We start from the raw sequence: 26,800 nt of genomic DNA, 5'->3' as shown, positions 1-26,800 counted from the left end.
GTGCGCGTGGTCCGCCTCGACCGGGAAGACGATTTCGACGGCTGGCGCAGCGCCGCAAGGTCGCTGGCGGGCGAAGGCGTGGCACCGGAGGACATCGTCTGGCAGATCGGCGACCGGGCCGCCGATCTTTTCGCGGACGAGAGCCTCGGCGCTCCCCCGATCGCGAGCGCGAGACCAGGCGCATCAGCAGCGCCCTTGCGCGTATCGCGGCAATTACTGGAACTGGCGCGATACGCGGCGCTCCACAGCGAACCCGAGCGCTTCTCGCTGCTCTATATCCTTCTCCTGCGCCTGCTGGACCAACCCCAGGCGCTTCAGGACGCCGCCGATCCCCTGATGCGCCGCATCGAGGGGCTGGCACGCAATGTCCGGCGAGACAGCCACAAGATGCATGCCTTCGTGCGGTTTCGCGAACTGGCCGATGACGGCGGCAAGCGCTTCGTGGCCTGGTTCGAACCGGACCATCACATCCTGCGCGCCAATGCGGGATTCTTCGTCGATCGCTTCACCAACATGCGCTGGTCGATCCTGACCCCGCGCGGCGCGCTGCATTGGGACGGCGCGATGCTTGCCGAAGGGCCGCCCGCTTCCCGCACCGATGCACCGGGCGGCGATCCGGTCGAAGCCGTCTGGAAGGCCTATTACAGCGCGATCTTCAATCCCGCGCGGGTCATGCCGCAGGCGATGCTGAAGGAAATGCCGCGCAAGTACTGGAAGAACATGCCCGAAACCGCGCTGGTTCCTTCGCTGATCGCCGGTGCGCGCAAGCGCGAACGCGCGATGATCGATCAGGCGCGCGGCGAACCACACGGCAAAACGCAGCGGAGCGGACCGGACGCACTGGTGCTTCTGGCCGAAGAGGCACAGGAATGCCGGCGTTGCCCGCTCTGGAAACCGGCAACGCAGACGGTTTTCGGCGAAGGACCCCACGATGCCGAAATCATGATCGTGGGCGAACAGCCCGGCGATAACGAGGATCTGGCCGGGCGGGTCTTCGTGGGACCGGCCGGCGCGGTCTTCGATCGCGCGATGGCCGCGGCCGGGATCGATCGCGCCCGAACCTACATCACCAACGCGGTAAAGCACTTCAAGTTCGAGCCGCGCGGAAAGCGGCGCATCCATGCCCGTCCCGGCAGCGGCGAGATCGAGGCATGCCGCTGGTGGGTGGAGCAGGAACGCGCCATCGTCCGCCCCCGCCTGGTCATCGCCATGGGCGCCACGGCAGCGCGTTCGCTGACCGGCCGCACCGTAACCGTCGGACGGGAAAGAGGGGGGGCGGTCGTCCTGCCGGACGGCACGCCCTGCTGGATCACGATCCATCCCAGCTATCTTCTGCGCCTGCCGCCCGAGGCGGACGCCGACGCCGAATTCGCGCGTTACGCAGCCGACTTGCGCCGCGCCGCAAAAAGCCTTGCGACTATTGTTTGAAAATCCGCCGCAGGCGGATTTTGGCGGCACCGGCCCCATTTGGATTTAGGCGCCCCCACCCTACCAGCCGCAAGGATACTATCGTCGGGTGGTAGGGTGGGGGCGCGGGCCGGTACCGCCAAAAATGCGCTCCCGGGCATTTTTCGAACAACCCAGAACAGTCCCATCAGCGTCACAACCGGACGGCTCTGCCGAACAACGATTTGACGCAAATCACTCCGAATCGGCGTAAAATGAACTAGCCCTTCTTCCGCAAGTGCGAATACCGAACACGGCGGCGCACCGCTGGAGGACTCACATGAAGATCTACACCCTGAGATTTTTCGAGGACGAGCACGGCCTTGCCAAGAGGCTGGAATTCAAGGCCCCGGACATTGCCGGAGCCCTTGTCATCGCACACCGCGAAGCCGCCAAGCGCAGCGCGGAACTCTGGGAAGGCGCCCTCAAGCTCTGCACGATCCGCCGGGCACGGCCAGATTCGAGGGCAGGTTCGCGGCAAGATTCGCGGGCGGAGATGACGATTCTCGTCACCTCCTGACCCCGCTTCCATTCCTGGCCCTCAGGCGACCTTGAAGCGCGAGGCCTGCGCCGCCAGCCGGTTGACTTCCTCGGTAAGACCGCGCGCTGCGGCCGAAGCCTGTTCCACCATGGCCGCATTCTGCTGCGTCGCCAGGTTCATCGCCCCGATGGCAGCGGTGATTTCGCTGACCGAGGTTACCGATGCCCGGTTGTGACGGGCCATGCCGCCCAGCAGGACGTGGACTTGCGACACGTCTCCGGCGATCCCTTCGAAAGCCCCGTCGACCCGCTCCACCGCGCCGAGCGCCGTGACGATCTCGGACTGGGTGACGGTAAGCTGCTCGCGAGCGCTGCGGGCTTCTTCTTCCGAACGCTTGGCAAGCGCCGAAACCAGATCCGCCACGACCGCGAAGCCCCGGCCCGCTTCGCCCGCGCGCCCCGCTTCGACGGCGGCGTTCATGGCAAGGACACGGGTCTGGAAGGCGATCTTGTCCAGCCCTTCGATCACGCCGTCGATATTGGTCGCGCTGTCGGATACGCGGCGCATGGCATCCACCGCCTCCGCAGCGACTGCGCGTCCACCGCTTACCGTGGCGATGGCCTCGTCGGCACGAGCGACCGTCTCGGTCGCGGCATTGGCGCCCGCCTTCAGGCCGCTGTCGATCTCCACGAGCGCTGCCGAACTCTGTTCGAGGCTGGCAGCACTGGCTTCGGTCCGGCGCGCGAGGTCTTCGGAGGCCTGGGCGATTTCAAACGAACTGCCCCGGATGACCGAAGTGCTTTCGCCGGTCGCCCCGATCAGTCCGCGCAGCCCGGCAAGGGCGGCGTTATAGTTTCCGCGCAGGGTTTCGTAAGTATGCGGGAAGGCCTGGGCAATCTCGGCCGTAAGATCCCCCGCCGAAAGATGCGCAAGACTGTCCGCGAGGCGTTCGACCACGTCGCGCTGCTCCCGGTCGGCCGCTTCCTTGGCGACGGCGGCGTTGCGGAATACCAGCAGCGCCCGCGCGATCCCGCCGATCTCGTCCTGCCTTTCGGTGTCGGCGATCTCGGTCTGGTTATGGCCTTCGGCAAGGCGCATCATCGTCTTAGCAGCCGTTTCGAGCGGCGCGAAGAGCTGGCGCGCGCCGCGCATGCAGAAGGCAGCCGCGATCACGGTGACGACGACGGCCAGCAGCAGGACATGCCAGCCAAGGCTGTCCACATTGCGATAGAAATCCTCTGCCGAGACGCCGACGAAGAGGATGCCGATCACTTTCCCGCTGGAATCCTTGATCGGGTCATAAGCGGCGAAATAACGGACGCCGAGGATTTCCGTCTCGCCGCGATAGGGTTCGCCCCGGCCGAGTACGGCATCCTTCACCGGCCCGGCGGCAAGCCGGGTGCCCAGCGCGCGGGTGCCGTCCTCCTTCTGGACGTTGGTGGCCACGCGCAAGTCGTCCATGAAGATCGTCGCGGTGCCGCCGACGAGTTCCTTCATCCGGTCCACTGCGGCGTTGTTGTCATTGAGCGGGGTGTCGCCGACGTAGAGCTTTCCGTCCCGTTTGGCATAGTTCAGGCCGCTCCATTGCAGGACGGACCAGGCCACGCGCATGTTCGTATCCAGGCGCTCCTCGCCCTGGCTGCGGGCATCTTGCACCAGCAGGAAGCGCGTGCCGATGAAGAACACGGCGGAAAGCAGAACAAGCGCGCCCACGGTCATGAGCGTCACTTTTGTCGATAGATGCTGTCTTTTCAGGAATGCACGAATGCCGGTCATGGTGAATCTCTGTTGGGGGAGACGAGAGAAAGACACCGCGCGGCACGTCCCGGATGCTGATCTTCCGGGGCGCACGCGGCTGCAATCGTTATAGAGAGATCAGGCGACCGACAGCGGAAAACTGCCGATTTTTCACGTTTTGCAACAATATTGCGCAATTCTCGGCTGCACAGCGCCACTCGGCCCTCTCGAACGCAGCCAGCGCAGCAGCGGTACTTCGATCAGGCGATGAACGGCGAGGCCCGTCACCAGCGCGCTCGTCATCAGGAACAGATAGCAGGCCGCGAGGTGCGCGGCGGTGTCGATTCCGCTGCGCAACCAGACCTGCCAGGCAACGCCGATCCCGAGCAGATGGAAGAGATAGAGGCTGTAGGACGCCTCTCCCAGCGCGGCCAGCGGGACAGGAACGGATCGTTCGCCGCCCTGCTCCCAGGCGGCGAGTCCGGCGATCAGCATGGCCGCAGGTATGCCGTAGGCCAGCCGGGCCATGTTGCCATAGCCGTCGATCCGGCCCGTCGCTTCGAACAGGGTGACCGCCAGCATGATCGCGCCGCCGACGAGCGCCAGTGCGCCGCCATGCCTGATCCGTCCGCTGGAAAGGGCAAGGGCGGCCAGCATGCCGAACAGGAATTGCAGGTTGAACAGGCTGGTGAAGCGCGGGGCGTTCCACGCACCGGGCACCATTCCACTCGCCTGGGCCAAACCCCAGCCGAGCCCCCAGCCCAACCAGAGCAGCAGACAGCAAAGGCCAAGCGCGCGATTGCAGATCAGCAGGGCGAAGGCGCCGTAGAACAGCATCTCGTGCTGCAGGGTCCAGGCGACGCCCAGCAGCGGATCCTGGGAAACCGGCAGGAGGCTGGCCGAAAGCGCCACGCGCGCGAGGGTCACGTCCTCGGCATGTCCCGGCAGCAGCGAAGCCACCGTGGCGGCCAGGGCCACCCAGTAGATCGGCATGAGGCGCGCGAAGCGCTGCCATCCATAGCGACCGAGCGCGGCAGGACGGCCGATGTCCTGGCGGTGGACGTGAAGGATGATGAAGCCCGAAAGGACGAAGAACAGATCGACGCCCGCATGCCCCGGCTGGGTCACGCGCGTAATCGCGGAAGCATCCACCGCCTGCCCGAGATGGCGGGCGGCGTGATAGGCGACCACAGCAAAGGCGGCCAGGCCGCGCAAGGCCTGGATGGAGAGGAGCTTGCGAGGGCGGGAAGCGATCATGTCTTCAACGCGTCGCCGTCGGCGGGACGATCGCAATCCAGCCGTCCTCTAGCCGTTGGAAATCCATGCCCTTCACGGCGAAGCCGGACTGCCGCAAGTGCTCCGCCACGGCAGCGGCATCGAAGCGCTGCTTGCTGTCGTGCTCCCCCCAGAACACCGTGGGGCAGGATGCCGCCGTCTCACGCGATCCCGAAGGGGCCAGCCTGAAGCCGAAACTCTTGGCAACGTAGCGATAGGCGAAAGGCACGACTTGCGCATTGTCGCGCGGCAGCATGGCCATGACTTCGGCGTTCCAGTAAGGATCGGTATGAACCACCGTGCCCGGACAGCGCTTCACCTGTTCCACGATCGCCCGCCCGGTGGCAAGCCAGCTCACGCGGTTCACCGCCTGCGGCACGTTCTGTACCAGCGCATAGGCCGAGGCGGCCAGCGCCGCGACCAGTACCAGGACCCGAAGGCGCTGCCCCAGGCTTTCGAGCAGCCGTCCTCCGGCCAGACCCAACCCGACGCAGACGGCGGCTACCAGCGCCATGAGATACTTCTCGATCAGGATCGGCCGCAGGAGGTGCAACGCCACCAGCCCCGCCGCCGCAAGCACGGTGCCGAGCGCCAGCAAGGCGAGCGCGCCGGCCTCTCCGCTCGCTTTTTTCTGCACCAGCGTATCGCGGGCCAACAGCACGGCCCCGGCCAGTCCTGCGAGAAGCACGACCGGGTTCGCTTCCAGCGTGCGCAGCAGCGCCCATTCCACCGACCAACGGGCGGAATCGAACCCCGGCTCGATCCAGAACACGCGGGTGTTGGAAAGCCAGACGGGAAGCTGGATCGCCGTCACTGCGACAAAGGTCAGTCCGCCTGCGGCGACCGGCAGGCAGATGGCCCGCGCTTCCCGCCAGTCCCGCCGAACAAGCGAGGCCAGCACGAAGGGCAGCGCAATCGCCGCTGCGGCAAGCGAGGTGATGATATGGGTGTTGAACGCCAGGAAAGTAGCCGACCAGAACGCCGTCTGACGCAGCGGCGTGCCTGCCTGACGGGTAAGCCGGATCGCACAGAGACCCAGGGCGAAGACCGTCCCGGCGCAAAGCGACAGGAAATAGGAGCGCAGTTCGCTCCCCGCAATCAGCGACCACGGGTTGGCCGAGAGTTCCAGTATTAGAACAGCCGCCGCCGGAGCGAGACGCGGCACGTCGCGAACGATGGCCAGCCCCCCTGCCAGCGCGAGCGCGCCGAGTGCGACATTGAGCAGGCGATGATGCGCGATGGAGCCCAGCCACGCTGTGGCGCGCGCCAGGATATAATAGAGCGGCGGATGATTGTCCGCCATCCAGCTTTCCCGCAGCGCGCGGCCCCAGGGCAGTCCCGGACGCGTGACATATTGGGTATAGAACTCGTCGTACCACGGCCCGCGTTGCAGACATGTCCAGACGAGCGCGATGCCCAGCAGCGCCATGCCCGCCAAAGCCACTATCCGAAGGGAGGTACGCGCCAAGCCACAAGCTCCGAAAACCGCGCCCGCCCTGCCGGTCAAAGAGACGCCGCTCATGGCATTAGTCCACCATGGCGAAGGAAGCGTTAACTCTCATTCCGTTCGATGCAAGTCCCCTGAATCCAAGCCGAAAGGCGATTGAATCCGGTGCGCCTGCCGCGCTAGGTCGGGCCGATGTGGAGAATTGCCGTCCCTGCCGCCCTCTCACTCGCCCTCGCACTCGGGTCCTGCCTGTCGCAGGCCGCCCTGGCCAACGATTCCTCGGCGCAGCTTGCCGCGGGCGGGCTGGTTCTCACCAAAAGCGACAGCATCGAGATGCAGACCGAGGACCTCGAGATATCCCGCTCGGCGGTGAAAGTGCGCTACACTTTCGTCAATACGGCCAAGCAGGACGTCGTCAGCCGCGTGGCCTTTCCGCTTCCGCCTGTCGGCGGGCGGGCGTTCTTCGAGATGGACATCGCGATCCCGCTGGACTCGCCCGACAATTTCCTGGGTTTCGAAACCCGCGTGGACGGCAAGCCGGTAAAGATGGAGATCGAGCAGAAGGCCATGCTGGGCACTGCCGACCGCACCGCCTGGCTGCGCGCCAACGCGATCCCGCTGGCGCCGCACCTCGGCCCCGCGCAGGAAGCCATGGACCGGCTGGCCCCGGCGAGGCGCGCCGAAGCCGAGCGGCTCGGGCTGCTCGACGAAGACGGCTATCCGGCCTGGAGCCTGGAGACGACCTACCACTGGCTCCAGCGCTTCCCGGCCGGTGTGCCGCTCATCGTCGAGCACCGCTACCGGCCTTCGGTGGGGGGCACCGTTGCCACCATGCTCGGCAGCGATGCCGATCCCGAGACCGTCCGCACATATTGCGTCGATGCCGCCCTGCTTTCCGCGCTGCGCCGGGCCGAGGCGAAGAACGTCGTCTATTCGGAAGGCTGGCTGGACTATATCCTGGTGACCGGCGGCAACTGGAAGAAGCCGATCGGCCGGTTCCGCCTTGTGGTGGACAAGGAGCGGCCCGAAGACTTCGTCAGCTTCTGCGCCGAGGGCCTGCGCAAGATCGGCGCTACCCGCTTCGAGATGACGAAGAGCGACTGGCGCCCGGACAGGAACCTGTCGATCCTGTTCCTGGAGCGCCGAACCGCCGAGTAGCCCGGCCAAGCCGGCGAGGCGCAAAAACCGCTTTTTGTCACCGGCATCGGTCGCGGCTGGGAACTCGGAACCGCCGAAGGTGTTTTGCAGATCGCCACGGCTGCGCGGGGAAGCCATGGTGCGCAGGGTCGCGCAAGTCTACGCGCTGACGGGGGCGCACAGGAGATGGGGTCAATGATGCACGGCGAAGGTTTTGCCGAAGGGTTCCTGTCCCACGGCGGAGACCTCGCGCGCCGCATCGCCGCGCATGACTGGGCCTCCACCGCGATCGGCCCGATCAGTGGCTGGCAATCCAGCCTGAAACAGACGGTGGCCTTCATGCTGCCCTCCCCGGTGCCGCTGGTCCTGCTCTGGGGCGAAAGCGGCGTCATGATCTACAACGACGCCTATTCGCGCTTCGCGGGCGCACGGGACAGCCGCCTGCTGGGATCCGACGTGCGCGACGGGTGGCAGGAAGTGGCCGACTTCAACGACAACGTCCTGAAAGTGGGCCTTGGCGGCGGCACGCTCAGCTACCGCGATCACGTCCTCACGCTCCACCGGGACGGCAAGCCCGAAAAGGTCTGGCTCAATCTGGACTACTCCCCGATTTCAGGGGACGACGGCGCCCCGGCAGGTGTGATCGCCGTGGTCGTGGAAACCACGGAAGCCCACGCCGCGCGTGTCGCCCTGGAGGAAAGCGAGACGCGCCTGCGTTTCCTCGACGATCTCGGCCGGGCCGTGCGCGATTGCCGCAGCGCCGACCAGATCCTGGCCATCACCACGCGCATGACCGCCCAGCACCTCGGCATGTCGAACTGCGCTTATGCCGACATGGACGAGGACGGCAACGGCTTCACCATACGCGGAGACTGGAACGCCCCCGGTTCGCCCTCGATCGTGGGGCATTACCGGCTGTCCGACTTCGGCGCTCTCGCCATCCGCGAGCTCAATGCCGACCGCCCGCTGATCATCGCCGACAACCGCAGCGAACTGGCCCCGGACGAAGCGCGGACGTTCCAGGATATCGGCATAACCGCCACGATCTGCATGCCGCTGATCAAGGAAGGCAGCCTGATCGCGCTGATGGCGATCCACGACCGCGAGGCGCACGACTGGACCGACTACGAGCTGGGCGTGATCCGCGAGGTCACCGAACGTTCCTGGGCGCATATCCAGCGGGTCGGGGCGGAAGGCCAGCTTCACGAGCGCGAGGCGTTCAACCGGCAGATCCTGGACAGCGCGATTGACTACGGCATCGTCGCCACCGACCCGGACGGCAGGATCACCCTGTGGAACGCAGGCGCCGCCGCCATGCTGGGCTGGAGCGAGGCGGAAATGCTCGGCCAGCCGATGGCCACGTTCTTCACCCCGGAAGACCGCGCCGTCGGCCGCCCCGCCGCCAAACGGCGCGAGGCGCTGGAAACGGGCCGCGCCCACGATGCCCGCTGGCACTTGCGCAAGTCCGGCGAGCGGTTCTGGGGTCTCAGCGAGATGACTCCGCTGCGCGATGCAGGCGGACGCGCGATCGGCTTCGTCAAGCTGATGCGCGACCGCACGCCCGAACACCGCGCGCAGGAGGCGCTGGACCAGAGCGAGGACCGCCTGAGGCGCGCGCAGAAGGCGGGCGGCGTCGGTCTGTTCTCGATCGACATTCCCGCCAACAGGATCAACGGCACCGACGAGTTCTGGCGCATCTTCGGGGTCGAACCCAATGCCGAACCGGGCCGTACGCCACCGGTCGAACGGATCGAGCAGCTCGTCATCCCGGACGATCAATACCTGATTTCCACCTGGGCGCGCCGCCAGCAGGGCAATACCCGGCTCGACGTCGAATATCGCATCCGCCGCGCCGATACCGGCGAGGAGCGCGTGATCGCCCGCAAGGCGGATTTCGAGTTCGATGCGCGGGGACGCGCGGTGCGCATGATCGGCGTCGTCCAAGACGTGACCGACCGCCGCCGCATCCAGCGCGCGCTGGAAAAGAGCGAGGCCCAGTTCAGCACGCTGGCGCAGAACATGCCCATCCAGGTCTGGACCGCGCGCGTGGACGGCCAGATCGACTGGTTCAACGACCGCGTCTACGCCTATACCGGCCGCACGCGCGAGAGCCTGGGCTCTGACGGCTGGAACGAAGTGATCCATCCCGACGACCGCGCGGATTCCCGCGTGAAATGGGCGCATTCGGTCGCGACCGGCGAAGTCTTCGAAACCGAATTCCGCCTGCTCGACGCCGAGCAGGGCTATCGCTGGCACTTGTCCCGCGCCCTCCCCCTGGTCGACGGCCATGGCGAGACATCGGCCTGGATCGGTACCAACACCGATATCGACGCGCAGAAACAGGCCGAAGCGGCCTATGCGCAGGATCGCGACAGGCTCTGGTCGATCAGCCGCGATCTCATGCTGGTCTGCGACCATACCGGCCTGATCACTGCCGTAAATCCTTCCGCCGAGCGCATGCTGGGCTGGCACGAGGGCGAGATGCTGGGCCGCCGCATCGCCGCTTTCGTCCACCCCGACGACCGGGCGGTGACCGCATCCGCCCTCGCCCGGCTGGCCGGCAGCGCCGAAGCAGGGCTGGCCGATGCCGAGCCTTCAGACGGCGGCGATAGCGGTCTCCTCGGCTCGGGCATGCTTGCATTCGAGAACCGCCACCGCACTCGCGACGGCGACTATCGCCTGATCGCCTGGACCGCCGTGCCGGACGGCGGCCGCATCCACGCGATCGGCCGCGACATCACCGAGCAGCGCGCGGTCGAAGAGGCCCTGCGGCAGAGCCAGAAGATGGAAGCGGTTGGCCAGTTGACCGGCGGCATCGCCCATGATTTCAACAACCTGCTGCAAGGTATCACCGGCAGCCTCGACATGATGCACAACCGGCTGGCGCAAGGCCGGACGGGCGAGCTGGAACGCTGGCTCCAGGGCGCCAAGGCCTCGGCCGACCGGGCCGCCTCGCTCACCCACCGCCTGCTTGCCTTCTCCCGCCGCCAGCCGCTGGATCCGCGCCCGGTTCGCGCCAATCCGCTGATCGCCTCGATGGAGGACATGCTGCGCCGTACCCTGGGTGAGCAGATCGATCTGGAATTAGTGCTCTCCGGCGGCCTGTGGCAAACGCGCTGCGACCCCAACCAGCTCGAAAGCGCGATCCTCAATCTCGTCATCAATGCCCGCGATGCCATGCCCGACGGCGGCAAGCTGACGATCGAGACCTGCAATGCCCATCTCGACGATCACTACGTCGCCCAGCAGCGCGACCTGAAGCCCGGCCAATATGTCTGCATCGCCATCAGCGACACCGGCGTGGGCATGGCGCGCGAAGTGTCCGAGCGGGCTTTCGAACCCTTCTTCACCACCAAGCCGATGGGGCAGGGAACCGGGCTCGGCCTGTCGATGATCTACGGTTTCACCCGCCAGTCCGAAGGCTTTGCCCGGATCTACTCCGAACAGGGCCTGGGTACCTGCGTGAAGATCTTCCTGCCCCGCCACCGCGGCGTCGAGGACCTGGAAGACAGCGCCGCGGAGGCGGGCCACCTGCCCGCCGCCGTCGAGGGCGAAGTCGTGCTGGTGGTGGAAGACGAAGCGGTGGTGCGCGGCCTCATCATCGAAGTGCTGGACGAACTGGGCTATACCGCGATCGAGGCGGCGGACGGCCCCGCCGGGCTGGAGATCCTGCAATCGGGGCAACGCATCGACCTGCTGATCACCGACATCGGCCTGCCCGGCCTCAACGGCAGGCAGGTCGCCGACGGAGGACGCGCCGCACGGCCGGGGCTGCGGGTCCTGTTCATGACCGGCTATGCCGAAAATGCCGCCCTTGCCGCCGGATTTCTCGAACCGGGCATGGCCATGATAACCAAGCCTTTCGCCATGGATGCGCTGGCGAAGCGGATTCGCGAAAGCATCGAGGATTGAGGGCATGTCGGAGGGATTTGGCGGTGAGGGGGCGTTTCAAGTGAAAGGTCTGCGCGTACTGGTCGCGGAAGATGAAGTGCTGGTGGCCATGCTGCTGGAGGAAATGCTGGGCGATCTCGGCTGCCTGGTAGTGGGCCCCCATGCCACTCTGGCAGATGCGCTGGAGGCGGCGCGTACAGATGAATTCGACGTGGCGCTGATCGACATGAACCTTGCAGGCGAGCGTGCCGATCCGGTCGTGGCGGAAGTGGCCGCGCGATCAGTGCCTTTCGCCATCGCCAGCGGTGGCGGCAACTGGGACCTGCCGCACCAGCCCGCCGTCATGCTCAACAAGCCCTATACATTCGCGCAGCTTGAGGAAGCGATGACGCTGCTGGCGCAGTCGCGCGCCTGAATTCCGCCGGAAACGCTCCCGCTTCACTGGACCTTTGCCGCCGCTTGCCATAACCCTTCCGGTCTTTCCGCCTGTCCCCGGCGGCGATAGGCCAGAAGAGAGGGCACACGTCCCGATGTCGTCAGTGTCAAGCCCTGCCCCCACCCTGCTGCCGCCGGACCGCGGCCAGCGCCTGAAGGCCATCGTCGCGGGATCCACCGGCAATCTCGTCGAATGGTACGACTGGTACGCCTATTCTGCCTTCACGCTCTATTTCGCACCGCACTTCTTCCCGGACGAGGATCGCACCGCCCAATTGCTGAGCGCCGCGGCAATCTTCGCAGTGGGCTTCCTGATGCGCCCGGTCGGGGCCTGGCTCATGGGCATCTATGCCGACCGCAAGGGGCGCAAGAGCGGGCTGACGCTCTCGGTGGCGCTGATGTGCGCGGGATCGCTGCTGATCGCGGTGACGCCTTCGTACCAGACCATCGGCATCGGTGCGCCGCTGCTGCTGGTGCTGGCGCGGCTGATGCAGGGCCTTTCGATCGGCGGCGAATATGGCGCGAGCGCCACCTACCTGTCGGAAATGGCCGGGCGCGACCGGCGCGGTTTCTATTCGAGCTTCCAGTACGTCACCCTGATCGCCGGACAACTCGTCGCGATCTGCGTCCTCCTGGTGCTTCAGGCGCTGCTCACCGAAGCACAGCTCGATGCCTGGGGCTGGCGCATTCCCTTCGTCATCGGCGGCGCGCTGGCGATCCTGGTATTCCGTCTGCGCCGGGGCATGGCCGAGACGCACAGCTTCGAGAAGGCTCGTGCCGAAGGTGCGCCGCAATCCGGCTTCCTTGAACTGATCCGCCGCCACCCGCGCGAAACGCTGACGGTGATGCTGCTGACGGCGGGCGGCACGATCGCGTTCTACGCCTATTCGATCTACATGCAGAAGTTCCTGGTCAACACCAGCGGCCTCGACCGGGAGACCGCCTCGCAGATCAACGGCATCACGCTGTTCCTGTTCATGCTGCTCCAGCCGGTTGCGGGCGCTCTTTCCGACCGGGTCGGGCGCAAGCCGCTGATGGTGGGCTTCGGTCTGTTCGGGGTTCTCTTCACATACCCGATCTTCGCGACGCTGGCGCAGACACGCGATCCGCTCGTCGCCGGTCTGCTGGTCATGGCGGGGCTGGTGATCGTGACCGGCTACACCTCGATCAACGCCGTCGTGAAGGCGGAGCTGTTCCCCGCCCATATCCGCGCGCTTGGCGTCGCCCTGCCTTATGCGCTTGCCAATACGCTGTTCGGCGGAACCGCCGAATTCGTGGCCCTTTGGTTCAAGCAGGCCGGGATCGAGCAGGCCTTCTACATCTACGTCTCGGTCATGATCGCCATATCGCTGGTGGTCTACGCACGCATGCGCGAGACGCGCAATCACAGCCTGATCCTGGAAGATTAAGGCTTAATTTCAAATGGGATCTCCGTACATGCTGGACGGTCATATCGACTATTGGCCGCTCGCAGGCATTCTCGTGGTCGTCTGCGGCTTCGCGCTGCGCTTCAATCCGCTGCTCGTCGTGGCCGCCGCCGCGATCCTTACCGGGCTTCTCGGGGGCATGGACCTGGTCGCGGTGATCTCGCTGCTCGGCAAGGGTTTCAACGACAATCGTTTCATCACCGTGGTCTATGTCGTACTGCCGGTGATCGGCCTGCTCGAACGCTTCGGCCTGCAACAACGGGCGCGCGGCCTGATCGAGGCCATGCGCGGCGCCACGGTCGGACGGCTGCTGGTGGGTTATCTCGCATTCCGGCAGGGCATGGCGGCGCTGGGCCTCGTCTCCGTCGCCGGGCATCCGCAGACCGTGCGCCCCCTGCTCGCACCGATGGCCGAAGCTGCGGCGCGCAAGGAAAATCCCGAGATCGACGAGGCGGACCTCGAAGAGGTCAAGGCCATGACCGCCGCGACCGACAATGTGGGCGTGTTCTTCGGCGAGGACATCTTCATCGCCATCGGTTCGATCCTGCTGATCCAGGGCGTACTGCGGGGCGAAGGCATAGAAATTGCGCCGATCCACCTCTCGCTCTGGGCGATCCCGACGGCGATCTGCGCTTTCGCGATCCATGCCCTGCGAATCCGCCTGTTCGGCCGCCGCCTGCGCCGCAAGGCTGCCCGCGCCGCCGCGGCCGGGAGCATTGGCGCATGATCGGCATCGCAGCGCTCTATTTCGTGGCCGGGCTGGTCTTCGCCGCCTTCGCGGTGGCCAGCGCCCGCGACCCGCACAATCCCAGGCGCTGGGGCAATGCCGCGTTCTGGGCGCTGGTCGCGGTCAGTTTCCTGCTGGGCGACCGGCTGGGCGATTTCGGCAACGGCATACTCGTGCTGCTGCTGGTCGGCCTCGCGGGGTGCCGCTGTCTCGGGCTGGGCCGTCCGCGCACGACCTCCTCCGAAGAGCGCGAGGCCTTCGCCCGCAAGCTCGGCTCGAAGCTGTTCCTGCCCGCGCTGGTGATCCCGGTAACGGCTTTCGCGGGCACCCTGCTGTTCAGCTATACGCCGCTGGGCGCAGCGGGTCTGATCGATCCGCGCTGGGTGACGCTGGTGCTGCTGGTGACGGGTGTCGCCCTGGCGCTTGCCGGAACCATGATATGGCTGAAGCCCCCGCTCTCCGCGCCCGTGGACGAGGGCCGCCGCCTGATGGATTCGATCGGCTGGGCGGCCCTGCTGCCACAGATGCTCGCTGCCCTCGGCGCGGTATTCACAGCGGCAGGAGTCGGCGGCGCGGTGGGCGCCATGAGCCTGGCGATCCTGCCGGAGGGCAACGTCTTCCTGGCGGTCGTGGTCTTTGCGCTGGGCATGACGCTCTTCACCATGATCATGGGCAATGCCTTTGCCGCCTTCCCGGTCATGGCCAGCGCGATCGGCGTACCGATCCTGATCAAGGCCCATGGCGGCGATCCGGCGGTGGTCGGTGCGATCGGCATGCTGGCGGGATTCTGCGGCACCCTGCTGACGCCGATGGCCGCCAACTTCAACATGGTTCCCGCCGCGCTGCTCGAACTCAAGGACGAGTACGGCGTGATCCGCCGCCAGATCGGCACGGCCCTGCCCCTGCTCGCCTGCAATATCCTGATCCTCTACATCGCCGGATTCCTGCTATGATCCTCACGCCCGAGACCGCCGCCCGCTTCATGCGCATCGCACTTGGCCATGTCGGCCGCGAATATCCGCACAAGCTCGACCATGTCATGAATGCCGACGAGGACGTGCTGCCCCCGCGCGTCCTGCATCCTGCTTTCTACGGCAGTTTCGACTGGCACAGCTGCGTACACGGCTGGTGGACCCTGCTGACCCTGCGCCGCCTGCACGGCGACCTGCCCGAAGCCCCGCTTGTGGCCGAGCGCGCGGACGAGACCTTCACACCGGACAAGCTCGCCGCCGAGCTGGCCTATCTCGACCGGCCCAATGCCGGCGGGTTCGAGCGGCCCTATGGCTGGAGCTGGCTGCTCTACCTCCACCTCGAAGCCTCGCGCCATGCCGATCGCCCCTGGGCCGCGCGCCTGGAGCCGCTGGCCCGCGCCCTGGCATCGCGACTGGCGCATTACCTGACGATCCTGACCTATCCGATCCGCACCGGCACGCACTTCAACAGCGCCTTCGCGCTGACGCTGTCGCTGGAATGGGCCGACGTCTTCGATCCCGCGCTGGCGGCGCAGATCCGCGCCAAAGCGGCGGCATGGTTCCAGAACGACGAGGATTGCCAGGCCTGGGAACCGGGCGGCGACGAATTTCTCTCTTCCGCGCTGAGCGAGGCGCTGCTGATGCGCCGCGCGCTTGGCGAGGCCGGTTTTTCCGAATGGTTCGCGGCGTTCCTGCCGCGCCTGTCGGAGCGCCGCCCCGCCAGCATCTTCACGCCCGCCCATGTCAGCGACCGCAGCGACGGCAAGATCGCCCATCTCGACGGGCTCAACCTCAGCCGCGCCTGGGCCTGGCGCGAACTGGCTCCGGCCATGGCGAGCGGCCGGGACCTGGCCATCGACGCCGCCGAGCGCCATCTCGAAGCGGCGATGGCCCATGTCGAAGGCGACTATATGGGCGAACATTGGCTGGCGAGCTTCGCGCTGCTCGCGCTTCTGGCCGCAGCCGATAGCTGAGAAGGCTCAGCGCGTCGCCAACACGGCCTGGATCAGTTCGACGAGCGCGCCGATCGGTTCATTGTCTTCGCGCGCATAGAGCGAGACCACCATCGGCGCCGCCTGTCCCATCCCGTCCAACCGGCGCAGGCCCTGCCCCGGCGTGACCGATAGCGGCAGGAGCGAAAGGCCCATCCCCGCCGATACCGCCGCCAGCACGCTCTGCAGGCTGCTGCCCGAGAACGCCACGTACCAGCGCAGGCCCGCCGCTTCGAGTTCGCGAAACATCGTCTCGCGGTAGAGCCCGCCGACCGGAAAGGTCACCAGCGGCAGCGGATCGCACATCTCCACCGCGCCCTCGGGCGCCGCGAACCAGCCGAGCGGTTCGGGAAAGCTGGCTCGGCAATCGGGCGCGGGCTGGTCTTCCTTGACGACCACGATGTCGAATTCGCCCTGACGGTAGCGCGAGGCGAGATCGCGGCTGAGCCCGGTGACGACGTCGAGCCGGATCCGGCTGTTGCTGGCCGCGAAGCGCGCCAGGCCCTGCGCCATGCTCCGCGTCGCCAGATCCTCCGGCACGCCGATGGAGATCGCGGCCGTCCCCGCCGGATCCTTCAGCAGGCTCTGCGCCTCGGCATCGAGCTGGAGGATACGGCGGGCATGGCCCAGCAGGCGCTCCCCCATCGCCGTCGGTCGCACCGGCCGGGCCGCGCGGTCTATCAGGGGGTGGCCGGCACTTTCCTCCAACCGCCCCAATTGCTGGCTGATGGTCGATTGCGTCATGCCCAGCCGCTCCGCCGCGCGCGTGAAGTGGCCGGTATCGACGATGGCGACGAAGCTGCGAAGAAGTCTGGGATCGAGCATCGACCATTCATATACTGAATGATATTTATATAAACATCTAATTTGCGAATTATCCGGTGCATGGGGTAAACACGCCGCGAAGGAGTTTCCCGATGAAGTTTGTCGCCCCGCTGATCGCCGCGCTCATGGCCACGACCACGCCTGCCCTCGCGGCAGACCAGGGCGACGTGATGATCCGCCACGTCACCGTCATCGATGTCGAACATGCGCGGGCGGTCAAGGAACAGGCCGTCGTGCTGCGCGGCCGCGACGTCGTGGCCGTCGGCAAGGACCGCGACATCGCCCGCGACTGGCAGGCCCGCGATGTCGTGGAGGGCAAGGACCGGTTCCTCATCCCCGGCCTCTGGGACATGCATGTCCACTTCGGCGGCGGCCCCGACCTGATCGAGGAGAACAAGGCGCTTCTGCCGCTCTACGTCGCCCACGGGATCACCACGATCCGCGACTGTTCGGGGGACCTGCCCGAGCAGGTCCTGCAATGGCGCGGCGAAATCGCAGGCGGAACCCTGTTCGGCCCGCACCTCCTGACCTCGGGCGCCAAGATCGAAGGCATCAAGCCGGTCTGGAAAGGCACGATCGAGGTCGGCAGCAAGGCCGATGTCGATGCCGCGCTCGCCCGGCTTCAGGAGCGAGACAAGGTGGACTTCGTGAAGATCACCGACAGCACGCTGGACCCGCAGCTGTTCCTCTACGCCGTCTCGCAGGCGAAAGCGCGCGGGCTGCGGACTTCCGGCCATATCCCGATGGCCCTGACGGTCGGGCAGGCCGTGGACGCGGGCATCAGTTCGATCGAGCACCTCGACTATGCCTACAAGGCGGGCGTGAAGGACGAAGCGAGGATCGCCGCGGATTTCGCCGCCGGTCGGATTGACCGCGCCGAAGCCAACCGCCTGCTCGACAATGGCTTCGATAGGGCCACGGCCATGGCCTCCTACCGCAAGTTCGCCAAGCAGGGCGTCTTCGTCACCCCGACCCTGAACGGCAGCCGCGTGATCGCCTGGCTCGATGCCGACGATCACGCCGACGACCCCTACCTCGCTTATATCGGCCCGAAGCTGCGCAAGACTTACGACTGGCGCGTCGAACGCGCCGCCAAGGCCGACGCCGCTGCGATCAAGGCGCGTCACGAGCATTTCGACCGCATGGCCGCCGTGCTGCCGCTGCTGGAAAAGGCCGGGGTCACGGTGATCGCCGGAACCGATGCGGGCTTCCTCAACTCCTTCAACTACCCCGGCATCGGCCTGCATGACGAGTTGAGCCTGTTCGTGGACAAGGGCCTCACGCCCGCCGAGGCGCTTTCCGCCGCGACTCGCGCGGGCCCGGCCTGGTTCGGGCGGCTCGATCGCTACGGCGCCGTCGCGCCCGGCAAGGCCGCCGACCTCGTGCTGCTGGACCGCGATCCGCTGAAGGACATCGCCGCCACCCGCGCGATCCGCGCCGTGGTGATGGACGGCAAGCTCTACAACCGCGCCGCGCTGGACGGCATGCTGGCCCAGACCCGGGACAAGGTCGCCGCATGGAACGCCAGCGAGAAGGGCGGCGCCGCACCGGAGGCCAGCCGATGATCGAGCGCCTTTTCACCAATGCCCTGCTGCCGGACGGCACGCCTGCCGATCTCGCCGCATCGGGCGGACGTTTCGTCGGGATCGGTAACGATCTCGTCGCGGGCGAGGGGACCGAGCGCGTGGACCTTGGCGGCAGGCTCGTCCTGCCGGGCTTCGTCGACGGCCACATCCACCTCGACAAGAGCTTCTTCGGCGAACCCTGGCAACCCCACCGCCCGGCCGCCAGCCTGCGCGACAGGCTCGCCGCCGAAAAGGCGATGCTGGCCGACGTACGCCCCGCCGCCGTCCGCGCCGACGTGCTTATCGCGCAGGCCGCCAGCCTCGGCACGGTGGCGATGCGCAGCCATGTCGATGTCGATGCCACGACCGGCCTCTCGCACCTCAATGCCGTGATGGCCATGCGCGAGAAGTGGCGCGAGAGCATGGATATCGAACTGGTCGCCTTTCCGCAGGCCGGTATTCTCACCTGCCCGGGCACGGCCGATATCCTCGATGCCGCAATCCGCGAAGGCGCCGAAGTGGTCGGCGGCATCGACCCCGAGGGCATGGACGGCAATTCCGACGGCCATCTGGACGTCGTCTTCGGCATCGCCGAAAGGCACGGCGCAAAGATCGACATCCATCTCCACGAGGCAGGCCTTCCCGGCATTGCGCAATTGCACCGCATCGCCGCCCGCACTCTGGCGCTGGGCATGGCCGGGCGCGTGACGGTCAGCCACGCCTATGCGCTGGGCGATGTCGACCAGCCCGCGCTGGATAGCATCGCCCGCGCCCTTGCCGATGCAGGCGTGGCGATCATGACCAATGCCCCCGGCGACCGCGCCTTCCCGCCGATCCTGCGCCTGCGCGAGCACGGCGTTCGCCTCTTTGCCGGGAACGACAATATCCGCGACGCCTGGTGGCCCTATGGCAACGGCGACATGCTCCAGCGCGCCATGCTGATCGGCTATCGCTCCGGCTTCTACACCGACGAGCATCTCGGCGTCGCTCTTGGCATGGCCACGACCGAGTCCGCACGGGCGCTAGGGCTGGAAAACCGGGAGCTGACGGTGGGCGCGGAGGCCACTTTCGTGGCCCTGCCCGCGCTCAATGCGGCAGCCGCCGTGGCTGCGCCTCCGTCCGAACGGCTTGTCTTCCGTCGCGGCAAGGCGGCGGATCCGGCAAGAGCCTGATCCCGCTGCCGATCAGATGGCGATACCCGCGACTTCCCGCGCCAGCGGCTCCAGCGAAGCCATCGCCTCGTCCGTGAGTGTCATGCATGCCGCCGCAACATTTTGTTCAAGGCGCATCCGGCTGCGCGTTCCGGGGATGGGGGCGATCGCAACATCCAGCTCGCGCGCCTTGCCATAGAGCCAGGCCAGTGCCACTTGCGCAGGGCTGACCCGAAGGCTCGCGGCGATATCCTCGATGGTTGCCACCAGACGCATGTTCGCGTCCAGATTCTCCGGTGAAAAACGCGGGAAATGCTTGCGCGCGTCGCCCGCGCCAATTCCGTTGGCGAAGGCCTTCCCGGTCAACATGCCGCGGCCCAGCGGGGAATAGGGCACTATCGTCACGCCCAGGCGGGCGGCGGCGGGAACGATCTCCGCTTCGATGGTCCGCGTGAAGATCGACCATTCGGATTGCAGCGCCGCGATCGGATGGATTCCGCAGGCCTCCCGCAACTCGTCCGCCGAGACTGCCGACAGTCCAAGCGCGCGCACTTTCCCGGTTTTCACGAGTTCCGCCATCGCACCGATGGACTCGGCCAGCGGCACCTCGGAACTGCGACGGTGCAGATAGTAGAGGTCGATGACTTCTACGCCCAGCCGTTGCAGGGAAGCGTCCGCGGCCCGGCGGATAAATTCGGGCCGATTATCGAGGCTCCAATCGTCCGGGTTCTCGAGGCTGCGCGCATAGCCGCATTTCGTGGCGATGACAACGCGGTCACGATGGGCTTTCACGAAGGGCGCAAGAAAGCACTCGTTCTGGCCCATGCCGTAGACGTCCGCCGTATCGAACAAGGTGATCCCCAGTTCAAGCGCGCGGCCGAGCGTGGCACGCGCCTCCGCCGCGTCCGTCTCTCCATAGAACTCGCTCATTCCCATGCAGCCGAGACCCTGAATGCCGATCTCGGGGCCACCGTCGCCCAGGACGATACGGGGAAGCGCGAAATTGCCGGTCATGATCATACTCCAAAAAATGACAGGCAGGGTCTATAAGTGTGGAGTATAGTCCATGGTCAAGGCGCTTCATGCTGATTTCACAGTTTGCCAGAGAGACCGGCCTTTCGGTCGACACGGTTCGCTTCTACATCAACAAGAGCCTGCTCAGGCCGGAGCGAAGCACGAAGGGCGGGAGCAATCCCTACCAGGTGTTTTCACGGGATGACGTTACGGCCGCGCAAATGATCCGCCTGCAGCAGTCGCTAGGCTACTCGCTCGCGGAAATTGGCGCGCTCGCCGAGGAATACCGGCGCGGCGCAGGATCGGACGAACGCACGGCGGAAATCCTGCGCACCCAGATTTCGCGCCTCGAGGAACGCCGACATGAACTGGATGCCGCGCTGGCCTTCCTCAAGGCTAAAGTGGAATGGGTGGAAGCGGGACGCCTCGGCGCCTCTCCCCAGCCGGGAAACTATGCCTGCTGAATGGCTTGGCGCAGTTCAGCAAGTCCCTGCTCGATCGAAACCAGCGGCGCGTAGCCCAGATCCCGCCGTGCCTTGGCGATGTCCAGCGTTACTTCAACCGCCATCGTTGCCAGATCCTGCCGCGTCACTGGCGGCTTAAATCTGCCCCCGCTCAGCGCGGCGATCCTCTCGCCGACACGGGCTACCGTCTGCACGATCCAGGAGGGCACCTGTCTGGTCGGCGGGGCGATACCCTGGGTTTCCAGAAGCCGCGACACGAAGTCGCGGAAGGGGATCGGCTCGCCATCGGTAACGAAATAGGCTTCACCGCTTCTGCCTCTGCGCAGGGCAAGGTCGATACCGTGGCAGGCATTGGCGACATGCGTGGCGGATGTCAGGTAATGGCCGCCATCGATCCAGGCCATCTTGCCAGACCTTGCCGCTTCCACCAGGATCGGCAGTGCCGTCGTATCGTCCCGCCCCCAAACGAAGCGCGGACGAACAGCCATCACGTCCAGACCGTCACCCGCCGACGCGAGCGCTATGCGCTCCGCCTCGGCCTTGGTGCGCGAATAAGCGCCCGGATAGCACCGGGGGAATGGACGGCACTCGTCGGCATTGATCAGGGGCCGCCCATCGAGCAGAACGGATTCGGTGCTGACGTGAACTGCGCGCGTCACTCTCGCTTCACGGGCGGCCGCAAAGATCGCGCGCGTACCCTCGACATTGACGGCCGCGTGTTCCGGCGTTTCAAGGCCGTGACCGGTATGCGCGGCGGCATGAACCAGCGCCTTGCAGCCTTTCATCACCTGCACCGGTTGCGGGCCGGTCAGTTCTCCCTCGACCGGGATCGCTCCAAGCGCACGGACGACATCCGCCGCCCGGCCCGAGCGCACGAGGGCAACCACTTCACAGCCGCCGCTCACGAAATGGCGGATGAGATTACGGCCGAGATAGCCGCTGCCTCCGGTGAGAAAAATGGGCGAACAGGGGCGAGGAGCGGAGACAAGCGCGTCCCCCTCCGCAATGCGGTCGGTCATGATCTGAAACTGCCTTTGGTTGGAGGAGTTCGGCGAAACGCCGGAAAGCTCAGGGCATTGCGGCCAGCCAGCGAATGTCGGCCAGGAGGGCTTTTCGCTCACCCTCCGGCCACTGGTGGTAATCCAGCGATTCCAGAAGCTTCATGCCTTCAAGAGCCAGATAGGCCAGCATCGGCCCGCGTGCGCCAGACGCTTCTTGGCGAACCCGGTCGATCACCGCATTCTGGTTATCCTGGATGGCCGAACGCAGCGCCAGGTCCTGCGCAAGCGCCGCGCAGATGTTGAGAGCGACCGCACGAAAGGCATCGGGGAATGGTTCCGCAGCCGCCGCTATGCGGCCTTGAAGCGTGCGATTTTCAGCAGCGTCGCAAGCTTCCGCCGCAGCCTCGTTGAACGCATTGTCACGCGAGACGGCGCGCTGCACCATCGCCTCCAGCAAAGCCTGCTTCGAACCATAGTCGTAGACGACGCTGCCTTTGCTGATCCCGGCCTGCTTCGCAACCGCTTCCAGCGTCAGGCGCGCAGCGCCAAGGGCGGCAACGACCGCCTCGGCGGCATCGAGGATATGGTCCTGGTCGATGGATTTCTTGCGGCCCACGCTCTATCTCAATTAATATCTGACCGGATGGATATAAATAGAGAAGATGCGCTTCGTCAACGGGTCCGATGCGCTAAGAGCCGGTTTGAAAAATGCCCGGAGGGGCATTTTTGTGCGGGCTGGTGCCGCAAAATTTGCGTTACGCGAATTTTCAAACAGACTCTAAGCCCCGACCCGCTTCGCCGCCCATTCAAGGTCGGCGATGAACTCCGCCTGCACTTCCGTCGGGCGCAATGAGGCGCGGGTCGTCATGCCGATATGACGGGTGAAGGCGGCCGGAAGCCGCGCCAGTTCGCAGAGCCAGCCCGCTTCCACTTCCACCGTGACCTGGTCGGGCGACAGCACGGTCAGGAAATCGCCGCCCATCATCACCTGGCGAATCATCATCACCGAACCCGACTCCACCGGCACGTCCGGCAGAGGCACGCCATGTTCCTCGAAATAGCGCTCGAAACTGTCGCGCAGGGGCGTGCCGCGCGGCGGCAGGGTGAACGGGTAACGGGCGACGTCGGCGGCGGCGGGCTGCGCGCCCTCAAGCGGATGGCCCTTGCGCCCGTAGACCGCCGGGCGGTCCTCGAAGAGTGGATGCTGCACCAGATCGCCTTCCACCAGCGGATCGCGCAAGGCGCCGACCATCAGGTCCAACGTGCCGTTGCGCAGCGGCTCGACCAGTTCGGCGCGCGATCCCTCTACGATGGTGAGTTTCACGCGGGGACGCCGCGACAGGAACCGCGCCACGGCGGCGGGCAGGATCCGCGCACGCGAAAGCGGCATGGCGCCGATGGCGATGCGCCGGGTTTCGAGACCGCGCAGGGCCTCCACTTCGGACAGGCCCGCCTCCAGTTCCACCCGCGCAAGGCGAAACTCGCGTGCGAGCTGGGTTCCCGCCTCGGTGGTGATGACGAACTTGCCCTGCCGCGCCACCAGCGGCCGACGCAGCGCCAACGCCAGATCATTGACCGCGCGGTGGATCGAGGGGAGCGACAGGCCTGTCTCCTGCCCGGCCCCGGCATAGCTGCCCGTCTCCGCCAGCGCCAGCAGCGCACGCAGCCGTGACATGGTGACATGCGGGCTCTGGATATGGGCGAGCGCGGCGCTGATGCGGGGCGCCAGGATTTCGCCGGCGCGAGTGGGAATCATGCCGTCGTGACGGCGCTCGAACAGCGGCAAGCCGATCATGCCTTCCAGCCGCCCCAACGCCTGTGTTATCGCAGGCTGACTGAGGTTTACGGCCAGAGCGGCAGCGTTGACCGTCCCCAATTCGGCGATCTTGGCCACGGCGCGCAAGTGCCGGAGGTTGAAATTCCAGATGTCCATGGAATCACTCTTAGCCAAATCCTATCACGCGTCCAAAGTTTCTCTTTCCCCCTGCGCAGACGCTGCGGCAGGACGCCCAATGCGGGAAAAGGAGAATTGCGATGACTGCCACCGATGCCAACCAGGACGGCGCCAACCAGAACGGCGTGCCCTGCATGTGGATGCGCGGCGGCACTTCCAAGGGCGGCTATTTCCTCAAGAGCGACCTTCCCGCCGATACGGCCGCGCGCGATGCCTTCCTCCTCTCCATCATGGGCTCTCCCGATCCGCGCCAGATCGACGGCATGGGCGGCGCCGACCCACTGACCAGCAAGGTCGCGGTCGTCAACAAATCCGAGCGCGAGGGCATCGACGTCGACTACCTGTTCCTCCAGGTCTTCGTCGATCAGGCGCTCGTCAGCGACCAGCAGAACTGCGGCAATATCCTTGCCGGGATCGGCCCCTTCGCCATCGAGCGCGGACTGATCGCGGCAAAAGGCGAGGAAACCTCCGTCGCCATCTTCATGGAGAATACCGGCCAGGTCGCCGTCGCCACCGTGCAAACCCCTGACGGTACCGTGTCCTACAAGGGCGAAGCCGCGATCGACGGCGTTCCGGGCACGCATGCTCCGGTGCCGCTGGAGTTTCGCGATACCGCCGGCTCCTCCTGCGGCGCGCTGCTCCCCACCGGCAACGCGGCCGACGAAGTGAACGGCGTGCGCGTGACGCTGATCGACAACGGCATGCCCTGCGTGGTCATGAAGGCCGAGGACGTGGGCGTGACCGGCTACGAGGACCGCGAGAGCCTTGACGCAAATACCGAACTCAAGGCGAAGATCGAGGCCATCCGCCTGGCCGTGGGCGAACGGATGAACCTGGGCGACGTCAAGGACAAGTCGGTTCCCAAGATGATGCTGGTCGCCCCGCCCCGTAATGGCGGCGCCGTGACCGTGCGCAGCTTCATTCCCCACCGCGCCCACGCCACGATCGGCGTGCTCGGCGCAGTCTCGGTAGCGACGGCCTGCCTCATCGAAGGCTCACCCGCCGCCGAAGTGGCCAATATCCCCGAGGGTCGCCGCAAGACATTGTCGGTCGAGCATCCGACCGGCGAGATGTCCTGTGTCCTCGACACGGACGAGGGCGGCGCCGTAACCAGCGCCGCCCTCCTTCGCACCGCGCGCAAGCTGATGGACGGGGTCGTTTTTTCGGCCTGACGCCCGAATGCGGCACCGGCCGCACCATGCCGGAACTCCTGAAGCAGGATTTCCCGACTGGGTGGTCGGGTGAAGCTTATGTCGGGAACCAGGGTGGGCCGGGTGCCTTCAACGGTGGTCGGAAGTGCACCAGTCAGGAACAATCTGAATGAGTGTCAGGCTAACGCCGGTAAAATACACGGCGGAGCGGAAGTCAGCTTGCTATTGTACTTGTCGAGGCAGGACATGATGCTGCCATCAGCGACCTCGACGAAGGTAGTCGAGCAACCTTCGCCAGATGCGCTGCTCCAATACCGCTTACTGAGTTGCTCGCGCTCTTGGCTGAAATTTCCGAGACACCCCCTTGCCACGCGCACGAAAACGCTGACGGAATGCAGCGGCGGCTTTTCGACGAAACCCTTGACCATGATCGCGAGCGCCCAATTCAAAACCATCATCAGCTCAGACCTTCCAGAACCCCCAGTTGAAAGACTTTATAAGCGCCTTTCACCGATAATACGGTGGTCAAACGAGATTCGTGACGACTATTCTTGTGACGCATAAGTTACGGGGATGCAGTCGAGACCATCGCCGAAGGCAATATCTGAACGAAAATTAGAGGAAGCCCCTTCGATAAGAACCCCAATTAATTGAATCTTTCAAAGCACTTCGATCCGCTCCGGCAGAAGACGGCCAAGCAAAAGATCGCGGGCAGCAATCCAATTTCCCCTTACCCGTCCGACCCGATCGATCCAGGGTTCAGGCTTGAACACACGTATGTGGTTCGCCACGACGTTCCGAACGATCAATCGCGTAGCAAAACTGGTAGACATTGTCCCCTTCCGCACGAGGTAGATGGGATTGATCACTTGCGAATACCCAAGGCGAACACCAGACGTGCGGCCATACTTCACCCCCTGATGGACACCCGAAAATGCGAACGTCTTGACGATGCGCCCTCGAGAAGAAAGAGACGATGCAAAGTCTACATCTTCTTGCCAGCCGTAAAGGCTCAGCCGTTCATCGAATCTGGATGTTTCGATGGCCGATGCGCGATAGACCATGTTGCAGCCGTAAAGGCCCTCCAAACTGGTGACGATGCAGTTGGGACTGAACTTCCGGCTTTCATGGTCCGCAATCAACTCCCGAGCTATTTCGAACGGTATGCCAGGTCCTCGCGCCCCGTCGCCAATCACGTTGCCAGTTGCACCCACCACTTCCGGGTGAGACGCAAAGAAGCGCTTGATTCCTTCGAGACTGCCTCGAGAGGGAACAAAGTCGTCGTCGTAGAAAACGATAAGATCATAAGTGTTCCCCAGCGCATCTAATGCCCGGTTTCTTTGTGAGCAAAGGCCCTTCTGCCCGATGATAACCTGAACTCCATGGCGATCGGCATAATCTTCGGGAACGTCGCTATCGCTAACGACTGAAAAGACCAGAGCATCCGGCTCGACAGTCTGTTCCTGCATCAGCTTGTACATCTGCGCCAAAAGCTGAGGGCGTCCAAAACTGGCAATGACAACAGCCACGCTCAAAGGCACGTCATTCGTCAAAGCGCTCATTATGATCCCCGGGTTAAGCCGTCATTTTGTGACGGCATACGTCAACGCACTGTCGATCCGTAAGCACCGAACGCCCCGCTGAAGGCCTAGGCCGTGTTGACAAAAGGGATTCCCAAGCGGGCCGGGTTCTGATTCAAGACTGCTTTT

The 26,800-nt window shown here is 65.5% G+C and carries 23 protein-coding genes; 13 read left to right on the top strand and 10 right to left on the bottom strand.

What is annotated here, in order from left to right:
- Nucleotides 1-1,428, top strand: coding sequence for a UdgX family uracil-DNA binding protein (locus NTCA1_RS23250; RefSeq protein WP_133085338.1), 1,428 nt, complete (start codon nt 1-3; stop codon nt 1,426-1,428).
- Between the two features lie 298 nt (nt 1,429-1,726).
- Nucleotides 1,727-1,966: a hypothetical protein gene (locus NTCA1_RS23245; RefSeq protein WP_133085339.1), complete on the top strand. Its 240-nt coding sequence runs from the start codon at nt 1,727-1,729 to the stop codon at nt 1,964-1,966.
- Nucleotides 1,967-1,987: 21 nt separating this feature from the next.
- Here NTCA1_RS23245 and NTCA1_RS23240 read toward each other — a convergent pair whose 3' ends face one another.
- The 3 genes from NTCA1_RS23240 to NTCA1_RS23230 all read right to left on the bottom strand — a co-directional run bounded on the left by NTCA1_RS23240 (nt 1,988) and on the right by NTCA1_RS23230 (nt 6,407).
- The gene (locus NTCA1_RS23240; RefSeq protein WP_236549536.1) at nt 1,988-3,703 is read right to left on the bottom strand and encodes a methyl-accepting chemotaxis protein; all 1,716 of its coding nucleotides are present in this window, start codon (nt 3,701-3,703) and stop codon (nt 1,988-1,990) included.
- A gap of 132 nt (nt 3,704-3,835) precedes the next feature.
- On the bottom strand, nt 3,836-4,921 hold the full coding sequence (locus tag NTCA1_RS23235; RefSeq protein ID WP_133085340.1) for an acyltransferase: 1,086 nt from the start codon (nt 4,919-4,921) through the stop codon (nt 3,836-3,838).
- A gap of 4 nt (nt 4,922-4,925) precedes the next feature.
- On the bottom strand, nt 4,926-6,407 hold the full coding sequence (locus NTCA1_RS23230; RefSeq protein WP_133085341.1) for a hypothetical protein: 1,482 nt from the start codon (nt 6,405-6,407) through the stop codon (nt 4,926-4,928).
- Between the two features lie 171 nt (nt 6,408-6,578).
- Between NTCA1_RS23230 and NTCA1_RS23225 the strand changes: the two genes are divergently transcribed.
- The 7 genes from NTCA1_RS23225 to NTCA1_RS23195 all read left to right on the top strand — a co-directional run bounded on the left by NTCA1_RS23225 (nt 6,579) and on the right by NTCA1_RS23195 (nt 15,948).
- Nucleotides 6,579-7,544, top strand: coding sequence for a DUF4424 domain-containing protein (locus tag NTCA1_RS23225; protein WP_133085342.1), 966 nt, complete (start codon nt 6,579-6,581; stop codon nt 7,542-7,544).
- A gap of 174 nt (nt 7,545-7,718) precedes the next feature.
- The gene (locus NTCA1_RS23220; protein WP_201282580.1) at nt 7,719-11,435 is read left to right on the top strand and encodes a PAS domain S-box protein; all 3,717 of its coding nucleotides are present in this window, start codon (nt 7,719-7,721) and stop codon (nt 11,433-11,435) included.
- A 4-nt stretch (nt 11,436-11,439) separates the two neighbouring features.
- Nucleotides 11,440-11,829, top strand: coding sequence for a response regulator (locus NTCA1_RS23215; RefSeq protein ID WP_086492224.1), 390 nt, complete (start codon nt 11,440-11,442; stop codon nt 11,827-11,829).
- A 115-nt stretch (nt 11,830-11,944) separates the two neighbouring features.
- On the top strand, nt 11,945-13,258 hold the full coding sequence (locus NTCA1_RS23210; protein WP_086492223.1) for an MFS transporter: 1,314 nt from the start codon (nt 11,945-11,947) through the stop codon (nt 13,256-13,258).
- A gap of 13 nt (nt 13,259-13,271) precedes the next feature.
- Complete coding sequence (locus tag NTCA1_RS23205; RefSeq protein ID WP_236549535.1) at nt 13,272-14,003, top strand: DUF969 domain-containing protein; 732 nt, start codon at nt 13,272-13,274, stop codon at nt 14,001-14,003.
- The gene (locus NTCA1_RS23200; RefSeq protein ID WP_133085344.1) at nt 14,000-14,956 is read left to right on the top strand and encodes a DUF979 domain-containing protein; all 957 of its coding nucleotides are present in this window, start codon (nt 14,000-14,002) and stop codon (nt 14,954-14,956) included. The genes NTCA1_RS23205 and NTCA1_RS23200 overlap by 4 nt, the downstream gene beginning before the upstream one ends.
- Nucleotides 14,953-15,948 carry a DUF2891 domain-containing protein gene (locus tag NTCA1_RS23195; RefSeq protein ID WP_133085345.1) on the top strand — a complete coding sequence of 332 codons (996 nt, stop codon included), beginning with the start codon at nt 14,953-14,955 and terminating at the stop codon, nt 15,946-15,948. Before NTCA1_RS23200 ends, NTCA1_RS23195 begins: the two co-directional genes overlap by 4 nt.
- 6 nt (nt 15,949-15,954) lie before the next feature.
- On the opposite strand, the gene NTCA1_RS23190 is transcribed toward NTCA1_RS23195, so the two are convergent.
- The gene (locus tag NTCA1_RS23190) at nt 15,955-16,791 is read right to left on the bottom strand and encodes a LysR family transcriptional regulator (protein ID WP_133085346.1); all 837 of its coding nucleotides are present in this window, start codon (nt 16,789-16,791) and stop codon (nt 15,955-15,957) included.
- A 92-nt stretch (nt 16,792-16,883) separates the two neighbouring features.
- Here NTCA1_RS23190 and NTCA1_RS23185 point away from each other — a divergent pair, with 92 nt between their 5' ends.
- Nucleotides 16,884-18,356 (top strand): amidohydrolase family protein, encoded by a 1,473-nt coding sequence (locus tag NTCA1_RS23185; protein WP_133085347.1) that lies wholly within the window; start codon nt 16,884-16,886, stop codon nt 18,354-18,356.
- Nucleotides 18,353-19,528: an amidohydrolase family protein gene (locus NTCA1_RS23180; RefSeq protein WP_086492289.1), complete on the top strand. Its 1,176-nt coding sequence runs from the start codon at nt 18,353-18,355 to the stop codon at nt 19,526-19,528. Before NTCA1_RS23185 ends, NTCA1_RS23180 begins: the two co-directional genes overlap by 4 nt.
- A 12-nt stretch (nt 19,529-19,540) precedes the next feature.
- On the opposite strand, the gene NTCA1_RS23175 is transcribed toward NTCA1_RS23180, so the two are convergent.
- A complete protein-coding gene (locus NTCA1_RS23175; protein ID WP_086492288.1) occupies nt 19,541-20,521 on the bottom strand; it encodes an aldo/keto reductase in 981 nt (326 codons plus the stop codon).
- Nucleotides 20,522-20,589: 68 nt separating this feature from the next.
- Between NTCA1_RS23175 and NTCA1_RS23170 the strand changes: the two genes are divergently transcribed.
- Nucleotides 20,590-20,985, top strand: coding sequence for a MerR family transcriptional regulator (locus NTCA1_RS23170; protein ID WP_133085348.1), 396 nt, complete (start codon nt 20,590-20,592; stop codon nt 20,983-20,985).
- Here NTCA1_RS23170 and NTCA1_RS23165 read toward each other — a convergent pair.
- The 3 genes from NTCA1_RS23165 to NTCA1_RS23155 all read right to left on the bottom strand — a co-directional run bounded on the left by NTCA1_RS23165 (nt 20,973) and on the right by NTCA1_RS23155 (nt 23,919).
- Nucleotides 20,973-22,004, bottom strand: coding sequence for an NAD-dependent epimerase/dehydratase family protein (locus tag NTCA1_RS23165; RefSeq protein WP_133085349.1), 1,032 nt, complete (start codon nt 22,002-22,004; stop codon nt 20,973-20,975). The genes NTCA1_RS23170 and NTCA1_RS23165 overlap by 13 nt on opposite strands.
- Before the next feature lie 49 nt (nt 22,005-22,053).
- Nucleotides 22,054-22,602, bottom strand: coding sequence for a TetR/AcrR family transcriptional regulator (locus NTCA1_RS23160; RefSeq protein ID WP_133085350.1), 549 nt, complete (start codon nt 22,600-22,602; stop codon nt 22,054-22,056).
- 162 nt (nt 22,603-22,764) lie between these two features.
- Nucleotides 22,765-23,919 carry a LysR family transcriptional regulator gene (locus NTCA1_RS23155; RefSeq protein WP_133085351.1) on the bottom strand — a complete coding sequence of 385 codons (1,155 nt, stop codon included), beginning with the start codon at nt 23,917-23,919 and terminating at the stop codon, nt 22,765-22,767.
- A gap of 101 nt (nt 23,920-24,020) precedes the next feature.
- On the opposite strand from NTCA1_RS23155, the gene NTCA1_RS23150 reads away from it, so the two are divergent.
- Nucleotides 24,021-25,112, top strand: coding sequence for a 4-oxalomesaconate tautomerase (locus NTCA1_RS23150; protein ID WP_305080997.1), 1,092 nt, complete (start codon nt 24,021-24,023; stop codon nt 25,110-25,112).
- A 155-nt stretch (nt 25,113-25,267) separates the two neighbouring features.
- On the opposite strand, the gene NTCA1_RS23145 is transcribed toward NTCA1_RS23150, so the two are convergent.
- Together NTCA1_RS23145 and NTCA1_RS23140 are read right to left on the bottom strand one after the other, a co-directional pair.
- Nucleotides 25,268-25,549, bottom strand: a complete 282-nt coding sequence (locus NTCA1_RS23145; protein WP_133085352.1) for a hypothetical protein — start codon at nt 25,547-25,549, stop codon at nt 25,268-25,270.
- A 201-nt stretch (nt 25,550-25,750) separates the two neighbouring features.
- Entirely contained in the window at nt 25,751-26,653 is a 903-nt protein-coding gene (locus NTCA1_RS23140) for a glycosyltransferase family 2 protein (protein ID WP_133085353.1), read from the bottom strand.
- Between the last annotated feature and the right edge of the window lie 147 nt (nt 26,654-26,800).

Source organism: Novosphingobium sp. TCA1 (assembly GCF_009811895.1).
In the GTDB taxonomy this organism is placed as follows: domain Bacteria; phylum Pseudomonadota; class Alphaproteobacteria; order Sphingomonadales; family Sphingomonadaceae; genus Novosphingobium; species Novosphingobium panipatense_A.
This window is presented reverse-complemented; position numbering and strand designations above follow the sequence as displayed.